The organism is Pseudomonas sp. EL_65y_Pfl1_R83 (genome assembly GCF_963970695.1).
Taxonomy (GTDB): Bacteria; Pseudomonadota; Gammaproteobacteria; order Pseudomonadales; family Pseudomonadaceae; genus Aquipseudomonas; species Aquipseudomonas tritici.
In genome coordinates this window covers 68,476-87,069 of the sequence record NZ_CAXAQI010000016.1, presented here as the reverse complement: position 1 = coordinate 87,069, position 18,594 = coordinate 68,476, and the positions used below count along the sequence as shown (strand labels likewise).

Here is an 18,594-nt window from a genome sequence, read left to right as displayed (position 1 = left end):
TATATAAGTGTTTCATCCCTTGCTGTAACGGGCGCCGAAAGGCGCCTTTTTTTTGTCTGAAAAATAACGTTGTGACGATAACGCCCCCTGTTCAGGGCGGTGTTCAGGCTGGGTAGCGTTTGGAGGGTTGTCATGTTGTCGCGGGATATATGCAAGTAAGCATGAGTGTCGGGCTCGACGGCTGCGAAGTTTTAATGCGTTGGCATTGTTTGGAGGCAGTTGAAGTATTTGCGGGTGCGTTAATTAGCATACGTTGCACGTGTCAAAAAGGTTTGTTGTTTTCCTGAAGTTACTTTTTACCAGGGTATTGCCTTAAATATCATCTTCTGGGGCGGGCAGGGCTTACATTCTCTCGGTTTTACGCTGGATGCCCATGGGCAGAATGCTCGGCCGGTTATTTGGTTTCCTTATATAAGCCTGGGTTCTTCGGAACTCATCGCCGTTTCGCCCCACGAATCTTGCGAGTTTGTCGAACTCACCGTTGTTTTACACCCCACATCAATAAGTGGCTCTTTCCTGTCAGTGCAGGGCTGGGCGCGGTCTAAGGAATACCAGTATGTCTAATGTGTCGACCAAACCGTTTATGTCAATGAGTACAGAATACGCACGCCTTAATCAGGCGTCAGTGCAGGTGGATAAACCGCTCGAACTATCGTCGGCGGCGGACAATGTAAGTAAGTTTCTGAAAGATAGCAGCCCGGGGCCAAAAGAAAATAATCTGACCGTTGATAAAGAGTCGCTGGAAAAGTTGTTCGCCATGTTTGAGTTCGCGGTCAAGGCGATGCGTAGCATGCTTGCGGGTATGGGCGTGCTGCCCAAGATGCCCGGTGAGCTGGATGCTCAATCCCAACTCAAGCCTGGGCCTGATCCAAAGGTCGTAGCAGATACAAATGGTAAGACCAAGATCGAGCCGAAAACGGACGCCAAGACGCAAGTTAAGCTTAGCTCTGATCCTAAAGTCATTGCAGATACAAGCGTTAAACCCAAGATCGAGCCGCAAACGGATGCCAGGACGCAGGTGAAGCCTGGTCCTGATCCTAAAGTCGTTGCGGATACGAACGTTAAGCCTGGTATTGAGCCGCTTGCGCAGGCCAAGACTCCAGCCAAGCCGGGCCCGGATTTGAAGGTAAAGCCGGATGGGCATACCCAGGTGAACCTTACCCCTGACGGCAAGCTCGCCACCAAACCGGCTATGACTTCACTCACTGATACTGCACAGAATAATAAGTTGTCTTCCGAAATCAACGTAATAGTGCAGGTCCAGGGCTGTCACTGCCCGCACACAGGCGAAAAAATTGCCCCCCAGCCCGCGCTCACCCCTAAGGTCGATATGCAGCCCGCGCCACCGGCATTGGTCACACCAAAGGTTGATGCCCAACCCCAGTCGCCTGCAGTGGTGAACCCGAAGGTCGATAAACAACCATCGCTGCCATCGCCGGTAATGCCGAAGCTCGATACCTCGCCGTTGCTACAGCCTCAGGTCACCCCGGCGACCGTTAAAAAAACCGAACCCAATGCGCCTGCAACGCCGGTCGAACCTACCTCGACCACGGTTGATCCGAAGCCTGAGATTCGGCCTGCTCCGGACCTTGCAGCCCCCGCACCGGATGACTTGGTGAACGATTCCAGCAGCGGCTCCCGGAGCCGATTCGACGACCATCGCGCTGCCAGGCCAAGCCTGCGTTCACGTTTCTGAGCCTGCTGTCTGGAGGCGTTGAACATAAATGTCCGTTCCCTGACCCGTTAGGTCAGGGAACACTCAAAGAGATTTGAAGCATGTCATCAATAAGCCATAGCCCCGCTAGGCAAGCCACTATCATTCCTTACCGGACACCTGACTATTCTGTTCGTGCCTCGTGTGATTCAGGGCACCAGAATAACGTTCGTACCGCACCACCGGCGCCCCGCACACAGTTCAAACGCGATAGTTTCGGAAATAACCCTGCCCCAATTGCCTTGATGGGTATGCTGACCGAACTGTTCAAGCAGCTCTTCAGTCAATTGCAGAGCCTCCTGCGGGGAGATATGCGTCCGCCGGAGCCAAAAAGCAGCGACTTACCTGTGCCTCAGCCGCGTCTGCAGCCCGCACCCGATACGACACCCGTCGACAAGCCAAAAGAGCCCATTCCCGAACTGTCCACTAAGCGTAACGGAGCAAAACCCAACAACATCTGGAATGGCTTTAGGCAGGGAAGCAAAGGTAACTGCGTAACGGTCTCGGCGATCAAGGCGGCGATGGCAAAGTTTGGCCAAAGCCCAACGGACATCTATAAGTCTGTTGAGAAGGTTGCAGACGGTTATAAGGTCGTTATGCGCGATGGGTTCGCGTTGACCTTGAAAAAGTCTGAGTTGGACAGCGCTATTCGCGGTGCTGCCTTTGTTCCCATGAGTGATCGGGAAATGCTCCAGGATGCACACTTCCTTTTTGCGTGCTCTGCCAAGCGTGCGCAAATAGAGAATAACGATGGATTCGCGAACAGAAGCTTTGATGCAGCCATAAGAAGTCTTAACGATCGTGAGGATGAACGTGGGCCGGGTGAGGGCCTCAAGCGTTTGGGGTTAAAGGATCATATGAAACACGTGTCGGCGCGTGACTTGGCCGACAAGTCGTTGATCGGTATGGTCAACAGACGCGGGCACTCGGTTGCGGTGGTGGATGGAAGTGAAGAGTATTACGGGCGCAGAGGCGAACGGCCCACAGGTGGGCAGGCGATTGCGCTGGTCTGATAACGCCGATAAATGTCCGATTTGACCCATGTAGCCGCCAAGGGCTCACCACGGAATGTTCGCAGGGATGCCACTTTAACGGTAGTTCATGTTTTAGCACGTTGACTGTATGCACGCTTTGAACGGTCGAAAGACGACTCACTTGTGCAGGCTTAGGTGGGTGATTCAACTGGCCGATTAATCTGCAGCAGCCTCAACGTGCTTTTTTATTTCAGACACGGGTTTATGAAGTTTTAGCGTTTCCCGCCGAGGACGCATCCACCTATTTCATTTAAGAGTTAATGATATGAGTACGTCGGCCATTGAATCTTCTCCTCGCTTAACGCCCATGGTCACGCCGTTGTCGAGCCACTCAGAACAACAAAACTTTCCCATCGCAACCTTTGATGCGCCGGAGCGTGGCTTCGGCGAGTATTTCAATGTGAGTTCGCACCGCGCAGTCATCAAACTGATGATGCTCACTTTTGGATCGAGTCCGGCTGACTTTTTCAACGAGGTAAGGGGCAGCGGTGATGGTTATGACGTCATCCTGAAAGACGGTTTCAGGCTGCACCTTTCCGAGCAGGAGTTACAACAGGCGGCGGTCGCATCGCGTTTTACCGGCAGTGATGCCGATGTATTGAGCAGTGCTCATTTCGCGCTGGCTGTGTTCATCAAGCGCAAACAGTTGGGCAGTGGTAACACTGTTGGTCTAGCCAGTTTTGAGGCGGTCCTGACCCAGTCTTTACAGGGTGAGACGACCTTTAACATGCTCAAGGGCATGGGCTTGTCCGGCCATTTCCAGTATGTACCCACGGCGACGGTCGTCAGCGAAGGAGGGGTGGGTGTAGCAGACAGCTACGACGCGGGTTCGTCGCTGATTTATGCCGGCAAGGCACACCGCTTTGGCAGGGAGAGCCCGCCCGATCGAACCTACATGTATACGCTGGTGAGCGACAGTGCGCCGAAGCCCCGCAGGGCCACAGCCCCCGTCTCGCCGATCGTCGTGCCCAAGGCTGACCAGGTCACGACGAGTGTCCGCCCCCAGGTCGCCGAGGTGTTGCAGGGTTTCACTGCGGCTTCGCGAAAGTTTGGCGAAGTATTCGACCTGAGCAGCCATGCCGCCGTGATCAAGATGATGATGCTCAGGTTTGGCCAGTCGCCCTTTGAGATGTTTGAAAAAATCGTGGCCACGGAGAATGGGTTCAACGTCACCATGAAAGATGGTTTTGAGGTGAGTTTTTCCCGGCGAGAGCTGCAGCGCACTGCCGAAGCCTCAAGGTTTTCAGGCCCAGACACTCAAATGACCGGCGATGCCAATTTCATGCTGGCCGCCTTTACCAAGCGCAAGCAAGTTGAACGCAATGCTCAGTTCGAGGCAGCGTTATCGAGCACCTTGCGCGGAGAGCACACTTACAACGTCTTGAAGGGGATGGGCCTGACCGGCTTTCTACGGGTTGTTTCGCCCGACAAGCTGCGCGATCCGACCCGTGTTGGCGTCACCCCTGCGTTCAACTATTCAAGCGCTTTGGTAGTGGATGGCATCAAGCATCGCGACGGTGAGAAACAGGCCGTCGTAAAGGACTATGGCTACCAGCTTGCCGCGGACGTTGCCCGAGCGCCCAACGCCAAGCCTGCGCAATTCCCGGCGCCCCCCGTCGGCGTCAAGCCAGTCGATATCTGGGGCGGTTTCTATCAAGGCGTGGAAGGTAACTGTGTCACGGTGTCGGCGATCAAGGCGGCGATGATGAAATACGGGCAAAACCCTTTGGGGATCTTCAAGCGTGTCGACGAAACGCCGGACGGTTTCACCGTTACCATGCGCGATGGCTGCACGGTGCGCCTCACCTATGTCGAGCTGGAAATGGCACGCGCGGCGGCTAACTTCTACGGTACGGATAAAGGGCTGGTTGACGACGCCGTGTTCCTTTATGCCGCGAGCGCCAAGCGTGCACAGTTGGAAGACCACGAATTCCGCGCCAGTGCCGGGTTTGACGTCGCCCTCAAAACACTGAATGACGGTGAGGTGCCTGGCGACGCGCTGCGCCGTCTGGGCTTGTACGCCTTCACTCGCCAGAGCAGCGTGCAGGAACTGGCGTCAGGCGTGCCAGGCACTCTGGCGAACTTCGGGCATTCCGTGGTCGTTGTCGACGGCGCTGTCGATGAATATGGCGCCAAGCGCGACTTGAACGACTCGCGCTGGATGGAAAAGGGCGGCCGCGCACTGAAACTGGTTTAAACCCCACCCTTGTCGGCGATCAACAGCTCCCTGAATCCGATCATCGGCAGTGGTCGGCTGTGCCAATAGCCTTGGTACAAATGGCAACCCAAGCCCTGCAGGAATGCCAGTTGATCCTGGGTTTCCACACCCTCGGCGATCACCACCAGGTTGAGGCTGCGAGCCATCGCCACAATGGCGCGAATGATTTCGGCGTCGTTGGGGTCGTGAGTGGCGTCACGCACAAAGGATTGGTCGATCTTCAGCGCATCCACCGGCAGGCGCTTGAGGTAAGTGAGCGATGAGTAACCGGTGCCGAAGTCATCCATCGCAAAGCTCACGCCAAGTTTTTTCAGGCGGCGCATTTTGATGATGGTGTCGTCCAGGTTCTGGATCACAATGCCTTCGGTGATTTCCAGTTTCAGCAGACTGAACGGCAATTGGTGCTGCTTGAGGCTGCGCTCCACCCGCTCCACAAAATCGTTCTGGCGGAACTGCCGAGGGCTGATGTTCACGCACAGGCTGAAGTTCAACGGGTCTACCAGGCCTTCCGCGACCAGTTGTTGAAAGGCCGCGCAGGCTTCATCAAGGATCCAGGTACCGACTTCAAGGATCAGGCCGCTGTCCTCCAGTACCTTGATGAATTCGGACGGTGACTGCGCGCCCAGTTGCGGGTGCTGCCAGCGCACCAACGCCTCGGCGCCGACGATCTTGTTGCCGCGTGCATCCACTTGCGGCTGGTAATGCACGCTGAACTCGCCGCGCGACAGCGCCAGGCGCAGGTCGGTCTCCATGCGCAGGCGTTCGCTGGCGGTTTTTTGCATGCTGTTATGGAACATCTGCGTGGTGTTGCGCCCTGAGTCCTTGGCGCGATACAGGGCGATGTCGGCGCGCTTGAGCAAGTCCGCCGGCGTGGTGCCGTGGTCGGGAATCAGCGCCACGCCAATACTCGGCGTGACCTGCAAACGATGGCCATCGAGGAACATCGGCTCCGAGAGTAATTCGCGCAGGGTATCGGCCAGTTCTTGCACCTGATTGCTGACTTCCATGCGCGAACCATCCAGCCCACTGAGCAGCACCACGAACTCATCGCCGCCCAGGCGCGCCACGGTGTCTTCCATACGCACGCTGGCCTCCAGGCGTGCGGTGACGATCTTCAGCACCGAGTCGCCGACCGGATGGCCGAGGGAGTCGTTGATGTGTTTGAAGTGGTCAAGGTCCAGGAACAGCAGCGCACCGCGCAAATTGTGGCGCTTGAGCAGGGCAATTTGCTGGCTTAGGCGGTCCATCAACAGGGCGCGGTTGGGCAGGTTGGTCAACGGGTCGTGGTAGGCCAGGTGGCGGATCTGTGCCTGGGCGTTTTTCAGCAGGCTCACGTCCCGTGCTGTCAGCAGCAGGCACGGGGTTTCATTCAGGGTGATGGGCTCCACCGAGACCTCCACCGCCAGCAACTCGCCGCGTTTGTTGTGCCAGAGCATTTCCAGGTGGTGGATGCGGCCTTTGATCTGCAATTCGGCCAATAGCGCGGCGCGTTGGTTTTCATCGGCCCAGATGCCGATCTGGTAAAGGGTCAGGCCTATGGCTTCCTTGGCACGATAGCCGGTCAGGCGGCAGAAACCGTCATTGACCTCCACATAACGGCCGGTGTCGCGCTCGGTGATGGAAATCGCGTCGGGGCTGGAATGGAAGGCCTTGGCGAACTTTTCCTCGCTGGCCTTGAGTGCAGCTTCCGAGCGTTGTTGCTGAGTGATGTCCCGCAGCGTGGTGACGATGCATGGCTGGTCGCCGACCTTGATCAAGCGGCTGGAAATCACGCACGTCAGGCTTTGTCCGTTTTTGTGATGCGCCACGATCGCCACATTGCTCAGCGTCTGCTCGCGGATTACCCGCTCGATTCGCTGCAGGCGTTTGCTCGACTCGTCCCACAGGCCGATCTGCTCGGCACTTTTGTCGATCACCTCAGCGGCGGTCCAGCCAAAGGTCTGGGTAAAGGCAGGGTTGATCTCCATAAACACGCCGCTGTCCAGGCAGGTCACGCAGATTGGATCCGGGCTGGCCTGGAACAGGCTGGCGAATTTTTCTTCGGAGGCGGTCAGGCGTTGTTCGCGCTCCACTTGGTCCGTGATGTCCAGTAAGGTGCCGGCCATTCGCAGCGGCGCGCCTTTATCATCGCGATAGAGGCGGGCACGGCTTTCAAGGTAGCGCGAGCTGCCGTCTACCATGGGCACGCGGTAGGTCAGTTGATAGTTGCCGGCAGGGCCCTCGCGCAGGGTGCGGTAGGCGTTGCGCATGCTGTCGCGTTCTTCATGGGGCATGCCTTCGAAAAACGCGTCGAAGGACTCATGGAACGGTTCGGGCGGCAGACCGTGCAATTGGGCGGAGCGTGCCGAGCCGTAGAGCATGCCGGTGGGGATGTGCCAGTCCCAGGTGCCCAGTTGCGCAGAATCCAGGGCCAGGTCGAGGCGTTCCTGGCTGTCCTTGAGGGCTTGCTCGGCGTTTTTGCGCTCGGTGGTGTCGAGAAAGGTGCTGAGTAAATACGCCTCACCTTCCAACTCGACCTTTTGTGCGCTGAGGGTGCCATCGTGGACCTGGCCGTTGCTGGCACAAAACTGCACCTCCATGGTAATGGGCCGGCCCTTGCGCTGCGTGGCCTTGACCAGCAACGCACGTTGCTCCGGGCGGCGCCACAGGCCGAGCTCCAGGGTGGTGCGGCCAATGGCGTCGGCCAGCGGCCAGCCAAAGAGCATTTCGAAATATTGGTTGGCTTCGCTGATCAAACCGTCGCACTGGCGGGTCAGTAATACCATGTTGGGGCACAGGTGGAACAAGGTGGCAAAGCGTTTTTCGGAGTGGCTGAGGGCGTGCTCGCGTTCGCGCTGGCGGGTGGTCTCGCGGATCACCCCGATCATGCGGCGCCGACCGGCTTTATCTGGCGCCAGGCTGCCGTTGATTTCCAGCCAGTGATGGGTGCCGTCCGGCCACTGGATGTGGTGGTGCATGGCTTGCTCGAATGGCTCGCCGGCCAGTACGGCGTGAAAGGCCCGCACCACTCGGGCGCGATCCTGTGGCGCCAGCAGGTCGAGATAATCCAGGTCCTTGGGCAGTGGTTGGCGCGGGTCAAAGCCGAACAGCGCCTGGGTGCCCCGCGACCAGCTTATCCTGCCGCTGTCGATCTCCCAGCACCATGCACCTAGCCGGGCGGCATTGAGCGCTGCCAGCAACTGCGGGGCACTGTCCCAGCTTTGCTCCGCCTGTTGAGGATCAAGGGCGTAGATGCGGGGCAGGGGTGGCACGGAATCGGGGGGGTTGCGCATTATCAAAGGGCCTTGGCTCGATGGGCGTAAAGCGCGGTTTTTTCAGACCTTGAGGCCGCACAGTGTCATGCCGGTATCCCTGGCAGATCGACCTGTGCATCCAATAGGCTCATGAAAGCCCGCGCAGCGTTCGACAGCGTCCTTTCGGTGTGCACGATATAGCCTAGCTGGCGACTGAGCTGTATGCCCGGCAAAGCGATACTTGCCACCTGCTCATCGAGCATAGTGCGCGGTAAAACGCTCCAGGCCAGGCCGATCGACACCATCATCTTGATAGTTTCCAAATAGTTAGTGCTCATTGCGATGTTCGGCGTGAGGCCCTGGGCCTCGAACAGCCGGCTGACAATATGGTGAGTAAAGGTGTTGCCGCCCGGGAAAACCGCCGGATGGCCGGCGATATCGGCCAGGTTGACGCGGTCATTGCTGATCAGGCTGTGCTCCGGCGCCACCACGAAATCCAGTGGGTCGTCCCACACCGGGGTGGCACGTACAAGGTTGTGCGGATCGGGCGCCAGGGTAATTACTGCCACTTCGGCGCGGCCGTGGAGGATTTCTTCGTAGGCCACTTCCGAATCGAGGAACTGAATATCCAGCGCCACATTGGGGTATTCCCGGGTAAAGGTGCGTAGCACAGGCGGCAGGCGGTGCAGGCCGATATGGTGGCTGGTGGCCAGGGTCAGGCGACCGCTGACTTCGCCGGTCAGGTTAGTGAGTGCGCGGCGCGTGTCGTCCAGCACATTGAGGATCTGATAGGCGCGCGGCAGCAGGGCCCGCCCGGCTTCCGTCAGGCCGACTTCACGACCCAGGCGGTCGAACAATCGCACCTTTAGTTGTTGCTCCAGGCCGGCAATGCGTTTGCTGATGGCGGGTTGGGTCAGGTGCAGGCGTTCACCGGCGCCGGAGAAGCTGCCAGTCTCGGCGATGGCGATAAAAGCATTGAGGTTGGCCAGGTCCATGGTGGTATTCCAGTTGGTAATCCAAAGCATAAAAAATATGAATTTGAGTTATTTAATGTAGCGCCATACCATCAGCCTCACAAGCCAAAGGGTTATTGAAAAACCCGGCGTATAGAAGCACCGATGATGAGGACCGACTGATGGCCGGCAAAACGCTTTACGACAAGCTTTGGGATTCCCATGAAGTGAAACGGCGCGACGATGGCTCGTCGCTGATCTATATCGACCGTCACATCATCCATGAAGTGACCTCGCCCCAAGCGTTCGAAGGCCTGCGACTGGCCGGGCGCAAGCCCTGGCGCGTCGACTCGATCATCGCTACCCCGGACCACAACGTACCGACCACCCCTGAGCGCAAGGGCGGCATCGACGCCATCGTCGACACCGTGTCGCGTTTGCAGGTGCAGACCCTCGACGACTACTGCGACGAATATGGCATCACCGAATTCAAGATGAATGACGTGCGTCAAGGTATCGTCCACGTGATCGGCCCGGAGCAGGGCGCGACCTTGCCTGGCATGACCGTGGTTTGCGGCGACTCCCATACCTCCACCCACGGCGCGTTTGGCGCCTTGGCCCACGGCATCGGTACTTCTGAGGTTGAACATGTGTTCGCCACCCAGTGCCTGGTCGCCAAAAAGATGAAGAACATGCTGGTGCGCGTTGAGGGCAAATTGCCGTTCGGCGTGACCGCTAAAGACATCGTGCTGGCGGTAATTGGCAAGATTGGCACCGCCGGCGGTAACGGCCATGCCATCGAGTTCGCTGGCAGTGCGATTCGCGACCTGTCCATCGAAGGCCGCATGACCATCTGCAACATGTCCATCGAAGCCGGTGCCCGTGTGGGCATGGTGGCGGCGGACGAGAAGACCGTCGACTACGTAAAAGGCCGTCCGTTCGCGCCAGCAGGCGCCGATTGGGATGCTGCGGTAGAAGCCTGGAAAGACCTGGTGTCCGACGCCGATGCAGTGTTCGACACTGTGGTTGAACTCGACGCTGCCCAGATCAAACCGCAAGTCAGTTGGGGCACTTCGCCGGAAATGGTTCTGGCCGTCGATCAGAACGTGCCAGACCCGGCCAAAGAGGTCGACCTGGTCAAGCGCGGTTCCATTGAGCGCGCCTTGAAGTACATGGGTCTGAAAGCCAACCAGGCGATTACCGACATTCAACTGGATCGCGTGTTCATCGGTTCCTGCACCAATTCTCGGATCGAAGACCTGCGCGCTGCAGCGGTGATCGCCAAAGGCCGCAAAGTCGCTTCGACCATCAAGCAAGCCATCGTGGTGCCAGGTTCGGGCCTGGTGAAGGCGCAAGCCGAGGCGGAAGGCCTGGACAAGATTTTCCTCGAGGCCGGCTTTGAATGGCGTGAGCCGGGCTGCTCGATGTGCCTGGCGATGAACCCGGACCGTTTGGAGTCGGGCGAGCATTGCGCGTCCACCTCCAACCGTAACTTCGAAGGGCGCCAGGGTGCCGGTGGGCGCACCCACCTGGTCAGCCCGGCCATGGCCGCTGCGGCTGCCGTCAACGGTCGTTTCATCGACGTTCGCGAATTGATCTGAGGAATACCCGATGCGTGCTTTTACACAACACACAGGTTTAGTCGCGCCGTTGGACCGTGCCAACGTGGACACCGACCAGATCATCCCCAAGCAGTTCTTGAAGTCGATCAAGCGCACCGGTTTCGGCCCGAACCTGTTCGACGAGTGGCGCTACCTGGACGTGGGCTACGCCTACCAGGACAACTCCAAGCGTCCGTTGAACAAGGATTTCGTGCTCAACGCCGAACGCTACCAAGGCGCCAGCGTGTTGCTCGCCCGGGAAAACTTCGGCTGCGGCTCCAGCCGTGAACACGCGCCGTGGGCGCTGGAAGAATATGGCTTTCGCAGCATCATCGCGCCGAGCTATGCCGACATCTTCTTCAATAACAGCTTCAAGAACGGCTTGTTGCCGATCATCCTCACCGATGAAGAAGTCGACGAACTGTTCAAACAAGTGGAAGCCGATGTGGGCTACCAGTTGACGGTTGACCTGGCCGCGCAAACCGTGACCCGTCCGGACGGCAAGGTGTATCACTTTGAAGTCGATGCCTTCCGTAAGCACTGCCTGATCAACGGCCTGGACGATATCGGCCTGACCTTGCAGGACGGTGATGCGATTGCCGCGTTTGAGGCCAAGCACCGGGCTAGCCAGCCATGGTTGTTTCGCGATGCCTGATTCTATGTAAGCCGGACTGGCTCGCGAAAGCGGCAGTAAAAACAACACAAGTCCCAAGGAAAACCACCATGACACGCACCGCCCACACCCAAGTCGTGCAAAAACAATTCGGTGAGCAAGCCTCGGCCTACCTGAGCAGTGCCGTGCACGCCCAAGGCACCGAATTCGCGCTGCTCCAGGCCGAACTGGCCGGGCAGGGCAGTGCGCGACTGCTGGATTTGGGCTGCGGCGCCGGTCATGTCAGTTTTCACGTGGCGCCGCTGGTCAAAGAAGTCGTGGCCTACGACCTCTCCCAACAGATGCTCGACGTAGTCGCCGGCGCAGCTGTAGACCGCGGCCTGGACAACATTCGCACCGTACAGGGCGCCGCTGAACGCCTGCCGTTCGCCGACGGCGAGTTCGACTACGTGTTCAGCCGCTATTCGGCCCACCACTGGAGCGACCTCGGCCTGGCCCTGCGTGAAGTACGCCGGGTGCTCAAGCCAGGCGGCGTGGTGGCCTTCGTGGACGTCTTGTCACCGGGCAGCCCGCTGTTGGACACTTACCTGCAAACCGTCGAAGTACTGCGCGACACCAGCCACGTGCGTGATTACTCCGCCGCCGAATGGATGCGTCAGCTCAGCGAAGCCGGTTTGCACGTACGCAACAGCAGCCGTCAGCGCCTGCGCCTGGAATACACCTCGTGGGTCGAGCGCATGCGCACGCCAGCGGTATTGCGCGCCGCAATCCTCGAGCTGCAAACGGCGATGGGCCAGGAAGTGCGCGATTACTACGAAATTCAGGCCGACGGCACCTTCAGCACCGACGTGCTGGTGGTCTGGGCCGAACGCTGATTGATTTTCCCCGACCTGCCCACGGGCGGGTCGCTTGATGAAATGAGGAACGCATGAGCAAGCAGATTCTGATTCTCCCTGGCGACGGTATTGGTCCGGAGATCATGGCCGAAGCGGTCAAGGTCCTGGAACTCGCCAACAGCAAGTACAGCCTGGGCTTTGAACTGAGCCACGACGTGATCGGCGGTGCGGCCATCGACAAGCACGGCGTGCCGCTGGCCGACGAAACCCTGGACCGCGCTCGCGCGGCTGACGCCGTACTGCTCGGCGCCGTGGGTGGCCCGAAATGGGACAAGATCGAACGTGACATCCGCCCTGAGCGCGGTCTGCTGAAAATCCGCGCGCAACTGGGCCTGTTCGGCAACCTGCGCCCGGCGATCCTCTACCCGCAACTGGCCGACGCGTCGAGCCTCAAGCCGGAAGTGGTGGCGGGCCTGGATATCCTGATCGTGCGTGAGCTGACCGGCGGTATCTATTTCGGCTCGCCACGCGGCGTGCGTGAGTTGGAGAATGGTGAGCGCCAGGCCTACGACACGCTGCCGTACAGCGAGAGCGAAATCCGTCGTATCGCCCGTGTCGGTTTCGACATGGCCCGCGTGCGCGGCAAAAAGGTTTGCTCGGTGGATAAAGCCAACGTATTGGCTTCCAGCCAGCTGTGGCGCGAAATTGTTGAAGAAGTGGCCAAGGACTACCCGGACGTCGAACTGAGCCACATGTACGTCGACAACGCCGCCATGCAACTGGTGCGCGCGCCGAAGCAGTTCGACGTGATCGTCACCGACAACCTGTTCGGCGACATTCTGTCCGACCAGGCGTCGATGCTCACCGGTTCCATCGGCATGCTGCCGTCGGCGTCCCTGGACACCAACAACAAGGGCATGTACGAGCCTTGCCACGGCTCGGCGCCGGACATCGCGGGCCAGGGCATTGCCAACCCGCTGGCGACGATTCTGTCGGTGTCGATGATGTTGCGTTACAGCTTCAACCTGAGCGACGCCGCAGACGCCATCGAGAAAGCCGTGAGCCTGGTGCTGGACCAGGGTTTACGCACTGGCGACATCTGGTCGCAGGGTTGCACCAAGGTCGGTACGCAAGAAATGGGCGACGCAGTAGTCGCCGCGCTGCGGAATCTGTAATCTCTTTGGCCCGCTTGCAGTTGTTGCTGCAAGGCGGCCCACTTTTTAACAAGGTGTAGTTGCGATGAAACGTGTAGGTCTGATCGGTTGGCGCGGTATGGTCGGTTCCGTGCTCATGCAGCGGATGCTGGAAGAGCAGGATTTCGATCTTATTGAGCCGGTGTTTTTCACCACTTCGAACGTGGGTGGCCAAGGGCCGTCCGTGGGCAAGGATGTTGCCCCGCTCAAAGACGCCTACAATATTGAAGAGCTGAAGACCCTCGACGTGATTCTGACCTGTCAGGGTGGCGACTACACCAGCGAAGTCTTCCCCAAGCTGCGCGAAGCCGGCTGGCAGGGCTACTGGATCGACGCCGCCTCGAGCCTGCGTATGCAGGATGACGCGGTAATCGTCCTGGACCCGGTGAACCGCAAGGTCATCGACCAGCAACTGGACGCCGGCACCAAGAACTACATCGGCGGCAATTGCACCGTCAGCCTGATGCTGATGGGCCTGGGCGGTTTGTTTGAAGCCGGCCTGGTCGAGTGGATGAGCGCCATGACCTATCAGGCGGCCTCCGGTGCCGGCGCGCAGAACATGCGTGAACTGATCAAGCAAATGGGCGCGACCCACGCAGCCGTCGCCGATCAACTGGCGGACCCGGCCAGCGCGATCCTCGATATCGACCGTCGTGTGGCCGAATCCATGCGCAGCGATGCGTACCCGACTGAGAACTTCGGCGTGCCATTGGCTGGCAGCCTGATCCCATGGATCGACAAAGAACTGCCGAACGGCCAGAGCCGCGAAGAGTGGAAGGCCCAGGCCGAGACCAACAAGATCCTCGGTCGCTTCAAGAGCCCGATCCCAGTGGATGGCATCTGCGTGCGCATCGGCGCGATGCGCTGCCACAGCCAGGCGCTGACCATCAAGCTGAACAAAGATGTGCCGATTGCCGATATCGAAGGGCTGATCAGCCAGCACAATCCGTGGGTCAAGCTGGTCCCGAACACCCGTGATATCAGCATGCAGGAGCTGAGCCCCACCAAGGTCACGGGTACCCTGAATGTGCCGGTGGGTCGTCTGCGCAAGCTGAACATGGGCACCCAGTACCTGGGCGCGTTCACCGTTGGCGACCAGCTGCTGTGGGGCGCGGCTGAGCCGTTGCGTCGTATGCTGCGGATTCTGCTGGAGCGTTGATCGCTTGAGGCAAGATGAGAAACCCGCGTTCTGGTGACAGGCGCGGTTTTTTTTTGTTGTGCTTTCGGGCCTCTTTGCGGGCAAGCCCCACATTTGATTGCATTTAACTCGATCGAATGTGGGGGCGGGCTTGCTTGCAAAGAGGCCATCAGTCACACCACAAACGCTGGGTTAATTGCCTCACCCCCCCACCACCCGGTAAAGTGCCGCTCCCCGCAATGCCCGAGGCAGCCCTCATGACCCAGACCTTTGATATCGCCGTAATCGGCGCCACCGGCACCGTTGGCGAAACCCTGGTGCAGATCCTTGAAGAGTTGAGCTTCCCGGTGGGCACTCTGCATTTGCTGGCGGGCAACAACTCGGCTGGCGCATCCGTGCCGTTTCGCGGCAAGAACGTGCGGGTGAGGGAAGTCGATGAGTTCGACTTCAGCAAAGTGCAACTGGCTTTTTTTGCGGCGGGACCGGCGGTTACCTTGAGTTTCGCCCCGTGTGCCACCGCGGCGGGTTGCTCGGTGATCGACTTGTCTGGCGCCTTGCCGGCCGCGCAAGCGCCGCAAGTGGTGCCGGAAGTCAACGCCCATGTGCTTGATGGCCTGAAAAAACCGTTCCAGCTCGGCAGCCCAAGCCCATCGGCGACCAACCTGGCGGTGGTACTGGCGCCCTTGCGTGGCCTGTTGGATATCCAACGCGTGAGCGTCACCGCCAACCTGGCAATGTCGGCCCAGGGGCGCGAGGCGGTCAGCGAGCTCGCACGGCAAACCGCCGAGCTGCTGAACATGCGCCCGCTGGAACCGACGTTCTTTGATCGTCAGGTCGCCTTCAATGTGTTGGCGCAAGTCGGCGCGCCAGACGCCCAGGGTCATACAGCCTTGGAAAAACGCCTGGTCCATGAACTGCGTGCAGTGCTGGAATTACCTTTGCTAAAGATTTCCGCAACTTGCGTTCAAGCACCGGTGTTTTTTGGCGATAGCCTGACTGTGTCTCTGCAATTGGGCGCAGCGGTCGATCTCGCCGCCGTGAACCGCGCACTCGACACAGCTCCAGGTATAGAGCTCGTGGATGAGGGGGACTATCCCACCGCAGTGGGCGACGCGGTAGGCCAGGATGTTATTTATGTAGGGCGGGTCCGTAAGGGTGTGGATGACCCGGCGGAACTAAATCTGTGGCTGACGTCAGATAACGTACGCAAAGGCGCCGCACTGAACGCCGTGCAGTTGGCGCAGTTGTTGATAAAAGACCTTGTGTAAAAGATACTTGGCGGCAATTTGTAGATTGATTCTAGCCAGGCGCTATGCTTGGTCCAAAGCAGAACAGAAGCGCGTCGGTAACCTATCGGCTCGCCATGCCTTATGGCAGCGGTTACCAACCTTCTCGCAGGCCGGGGAGTGTTCAAACAAAGGATGAGGCTATGGTTCAAGTTCGCAAACTGGTGTTAGCAATAGCGGCCGCCTCGGCGCTGTCCTCCGGTATGGCGCAGGCGCTGCAGCTGGGGGAGATGACCCTCAAGTCGAAGTTGAACCAGCCGTTGGCGGTGGAGATCGAATTGCTCGATGTCGGTGGCCTCACGGCTTCCGAGATCACGCCGAGCCTGGCCTCATCTCAGGCGTTTGTGGACGCGGGCGTCGATCGCCAGGCGTTCCTCAATGACCTGACGTTTACCCCGGTGGTCAATCCCAATGGCCGCAGCGTGGTGCGTGTCACCTCAAGCAAGCCGCTGCCGGAATCCTACGTACGCTTTCTGCTGCAGGTGCAATGGCCCAATGGCCGTCTGATGCGCGATTACAGCGTATTGCTCGACCCGGCCAAATTCGACCAGCGGGCACCGACGGCCGCCGCACCTGCCCCGCGTGTGGCGGCGCCTGCCAGCACCGCGCCAGCCGTGAGCAAGCCGGCGCAGTACACCACCACCTCCCGCGACACCTTGTGGGAAATTGCCGCGAAGAATCGCAATGGCGGCTCGGTCCAGCAGACGATGCTGGCGATCCAGGCGCTCAACCCGGGCGCGTTTATCGACGGCAATATCAACCTCCTGAAAACCGGCCAGGTCCTGCGCCTGCCAGATACCGTAGAAAGCACCGCGCTGCCGCAACCCCAGGCGATAGCCGAAGTCCGCGCGCAGAATAACGCCTGGCGCCAGGGTCGGCGCGTCGCCACCAACCCTGCGGCGGGTAAGCAGCAACTGGACGCCACCAAGCGCGCCCAAGCTGGCAACGCGCCAGCGACTACCAACGCTAAGGACAACTTGAGCCTGGTTTCGGCCGAGGCGGCCAAGAAGGGCGCCAAAGGCAAGGCTGGCGACAGCGCGGTTCTGAGCGACAAACTGGCAATGACCCAGGAGCAACTGGACACCACTCGTCGCGACAACGAAGAGCTGAAAAGCCGTGCGGCCGACCTGCAAAGCCAGTTGGACAAGCTGCAAAAACTGATTCAACTGAAAAACGATCAGCTTGCCCGTTTACAGGCTGAAAAGGGGGCTCCGGTCGCTCCGGCCACTGCAGCAATGCCGGCTCAGTTGGCGGGTGAGCCGGCTGCTGCCCCTTCAGTGCCCGATGCAGCGACAGCAGCGACAGCAGCGCCTGTGCCAGCGGCTGAACCGGTCAAAGCTGATGCAGCGCCTGCCACCACCGAGGGCAAATTCAACGACCTGCTGACTAGCCCCGCCGTGCTCGGTGTGCTCGGCGGTGCGGCTATTTTGTTGGTGCTGTTGCTCCTGCTGTTGTGGGCGCGCCATCGCAATGCTCGCCGCGAAGAGGAAAAGCACCTGCGCATGGCGCGGGCCCTGGCTGAAGAGCCGGAGTTCGCCTCCAACATCGACCACGACCTGCCGCCGGACAGTTTCGAAGGCCTGGAAGTGCCGCCGCCAAGCGTCAAGTTGGCCGCCGCTCCAGCAGCGGCCCCAGCCGTTGAGCCGGCAGTTGTTGTGCCGACCGTTGCCTCTGTACTTGCGCCGCTGGCTGTTGCTGTGGCCCCGGCAAACTCCAGCGATTCACTGGCCCAGGCCCAATCCCATATCGACCGTGGCCACCTGAACCAGGCCGCCGATGTGCTGGAGCAGGCAATTAAGCATGAGCCCAAGCGCAGCGACCTGCGTTTGAAGCTGATGGAAGTCTACGGCCTGCAAAGCGACAAGGACGGCTTCGTCACCCAAGAGCGTCAACTGGTAGCCAATGGTGAAAACCACGCCCAGGTCGAGCAGCTCAAAAGCCGCTTCCCGGCCATGGCCGTTTTGGCGGCGGGCGTCAGCGCTGCGGTTGCCGCCGCCGCGCTGGACGCTCAATACGTCAAGGATTTGCTCGAAGACAAGCCGGCTGAGCCTGCGCCAGAGACCTTCGACACCGATTTCGATTTGAGCCTGGACGATCTGGAAGCGGCATCCCCGGCTGAGGTCAAGGACGATCAGCAGACATTCGAGTCGCTCCTGCAGCAGCAGACTGAAGCCAAGGCCGCTCCGGATGATCTGTCGGACTTCGACCTGGACCTGCAACCTGATGCACCGGCTTCGGCGCAATCCGATGACGACTTCCTCTCGGGCCTGGACGAGCAGATGAAGGACGTACCTGCTGTCGAGCCGCCGACCCTGACCCCTGCGGCGCTGGACGATTTCGATCTGCCGGAAGATTTCGACCTGTCCCTGGCCGATGAGCCGCAAGCAAGCGCCAAGCCTGATGCTTTTGCGTCGGAGCTGGATGACGTCAATGCCGAACTGGACCGCCTGTCCCAGAGCCTGGAACATCCGTCCATCGAGCCGTCCTTTACCGCGGAAGACGCGGCACTGGGCGATGATGAGCCGGAATTCGACTTCCTCTCCGGCACGGATGAGGTGGCCACCAAGCTTGACCTGGCCCAAGCCTATATCGACATGGGCGATGCGGACGGCGCGCGGGACATCCTCTCCGAAGTGCTGACCGAAGGTGATGAGACCCAGCGCGGCGAGGCTAAGGAAATGCTCGACCGGCTGGCGTGATCGTCGACTGTTAAAGCAGCGGCGCCCTTCGGGGCGCCGTTTTGCTTTTGTGGGCTCCCACACAAACCGGCATAAT

General features: G+C 59.5%; 12 protein-coding genes. 10 read left to right on the top strand and 2 right to left on the bottom strand.

Annotated elements, in window-relative coordinates; translation table 11 throughout:
* Positions 1–556: 556 nt before the first annotated feature.
* The 3 genes from AACY08_RS21380 (at position 557) to AACY08_RS21370 (ending at position 4,945) form a co-directional block, all read left to right on the top strand.
* On the top strand, positions 557–1,696 hold the full coding sequence (locus tag AACY08_RS21380) for a hypothetical protein (protein WP_339471297.1): 1,140 nt from the start codon (positions 557–559) through the stop codon (positions 1,694–1,696).
* A gap of 269 nt (positions 1,697–1,965) precedes the next feature.
* Complete coding sequence (locus tag AACY08_RS21375) at positions 1,966–2,727, top strand: hypothetical protein (RefSeq protein WP_445261407.1); 762 nt, start codon at positions 1,966–1,968, stop codon at positions 2,725–2,727.
* 286 nt (positions 2,728–3,013) lie between these two features.
* Entirely contained in the window at positions 3,014–4,945 is a 1,932-nt protein-coding gene (locus AACY08_RS21370) for a hypothetical protein (protein WP_339471295.1), read from the top strand.
* Here AACY08_RS21370 and AACY08_RS21365 read toward each other — a convergent pair.
* Both AACY08_RS21365 and AACY08_RS21360 read right to left on the bottom strand, forming a co-directional pair.
* Positions 4,942–8,238, bottom strand: coding sequence for an EAL domain-containing protein (locus AACY08_RS21365; RefSeq protein ID WP_339471294.1), 3,297 nt, complete (start codon positions 8,236–8,238; stop codon positions 4,942–4,944). The genes AACY08_RS21370 and AACY08_RS21365 overlap by 4 nt on opposite strands.
* Before the next feature lie 65 nt (positions 8,239–8,303).
* Positions 8,304–9,194, bottom strand: a complete 891-nt coding sequence (locus AACY08_RS21360) for a LysR family transcriptional regulator (protein ID WP_339471293.1) — start codon at positions 9,192–9,194, stop codon at positions 8,304–8,306.
* Positions 9,195–9,334: 140 nt separating this feature from the next.
* Here AACY08_RS21360 and leuC point away from each other — a divergent pair, with 140 nt between their 5' ends.
* The 7 genes from leuC to AACY08_RS21325 all read left to right on the top strand — a co-directional run bounded on the left by leuC (position 9,335) and on the right by AACY08_RS21325 (position 18,518).
* Entirely contained in the window at positions 9,335–10,753 is a 1,419-nt protein-coding gene (gene leuC, locus AACY08_RS21355; protein ID WP_339420602.1) for a 3-isopropylmalate dehydratase large subunit, read from the top strand.
* A gap of 10 nt (positions 10,754–10,763) precedes the next feature.
* Positions 10,764–11,408 (top strand): 3-isopropylmalate dehydratase small subunit, encoded by a 645-nt coding sequence (leuD, locus tag AACY08_RS21350; RefSeq protein ID WP_032888286.1) that lies wholly within the window; start codon positions 10,764–10,766, stop codon positions 11,406–11,408.
* Between the two features lie 68 nt (positions 11,409–11,476).
* A complete protein-coding gene (locus AACY08_RS21345; protein ID WP_339471292.1) occupies positions 11,477–12,241 on the top strand; it encodes a class I SAM-dependent methyltransferase in 765 nt (254 codons plus the stop codon).
* 53 nt (positions 12,242–12,294) lie between these two features.
* Positions 12,295–13,377: a 3-isopropylmalate dehydrogenase gene (gene leuB, locus AACY08_RS21340; RefSeq protein ID WP_017530190.1), complete on the top strand. Its 1,083-nt coding sequence runs from the start codon at positions 12,295–12,297 to the stop codon at positions 13,375–13,377.
* Between the two features lie 64 nt (positions 13,378–13,441).
* On the top strand, positions 13,442–14,554 hold the full coding sequence (gene asd, locus AACY08_RS21335) for an aspartate-semialdehyde dehydrogenase (protein WP_339471290.1): 1,113 nt from the start codon (positions 13,442–13,444) through the stop codon (positions 14,552–14,554).
* Positions 14,555–14,790: 236 nt separating this feature from the next.
* Positions 14,791–15,801 carry an aspartate-semialdehyde dehydrogenase gene (locus AACY08_RS21330; protein ID WP_339471289.1) on the top strand — a complete coding sequence of 337 codons (1,011 nt, stop codon included), beginning with the start codon at positions 14,791–14,793 and terminating at the stop codon, positions 15,799–15,801.
* Between the two features lie 161 nt (positions 15,802–15,962).
* Positions 15,963–18,518: a FimV/HubP family polar landmark protein gene (locus AACY08_RS21325; RefSeq protein ID WP_339471288.1), complete on the top strand. Its 2,556-nt coding sequence runs from the start codon at positions 15,963–15,965 to the stop codon at positions 18,516–18,518.
* Positions 18,519–18,594: the final 76 nt, after the last annotated feature.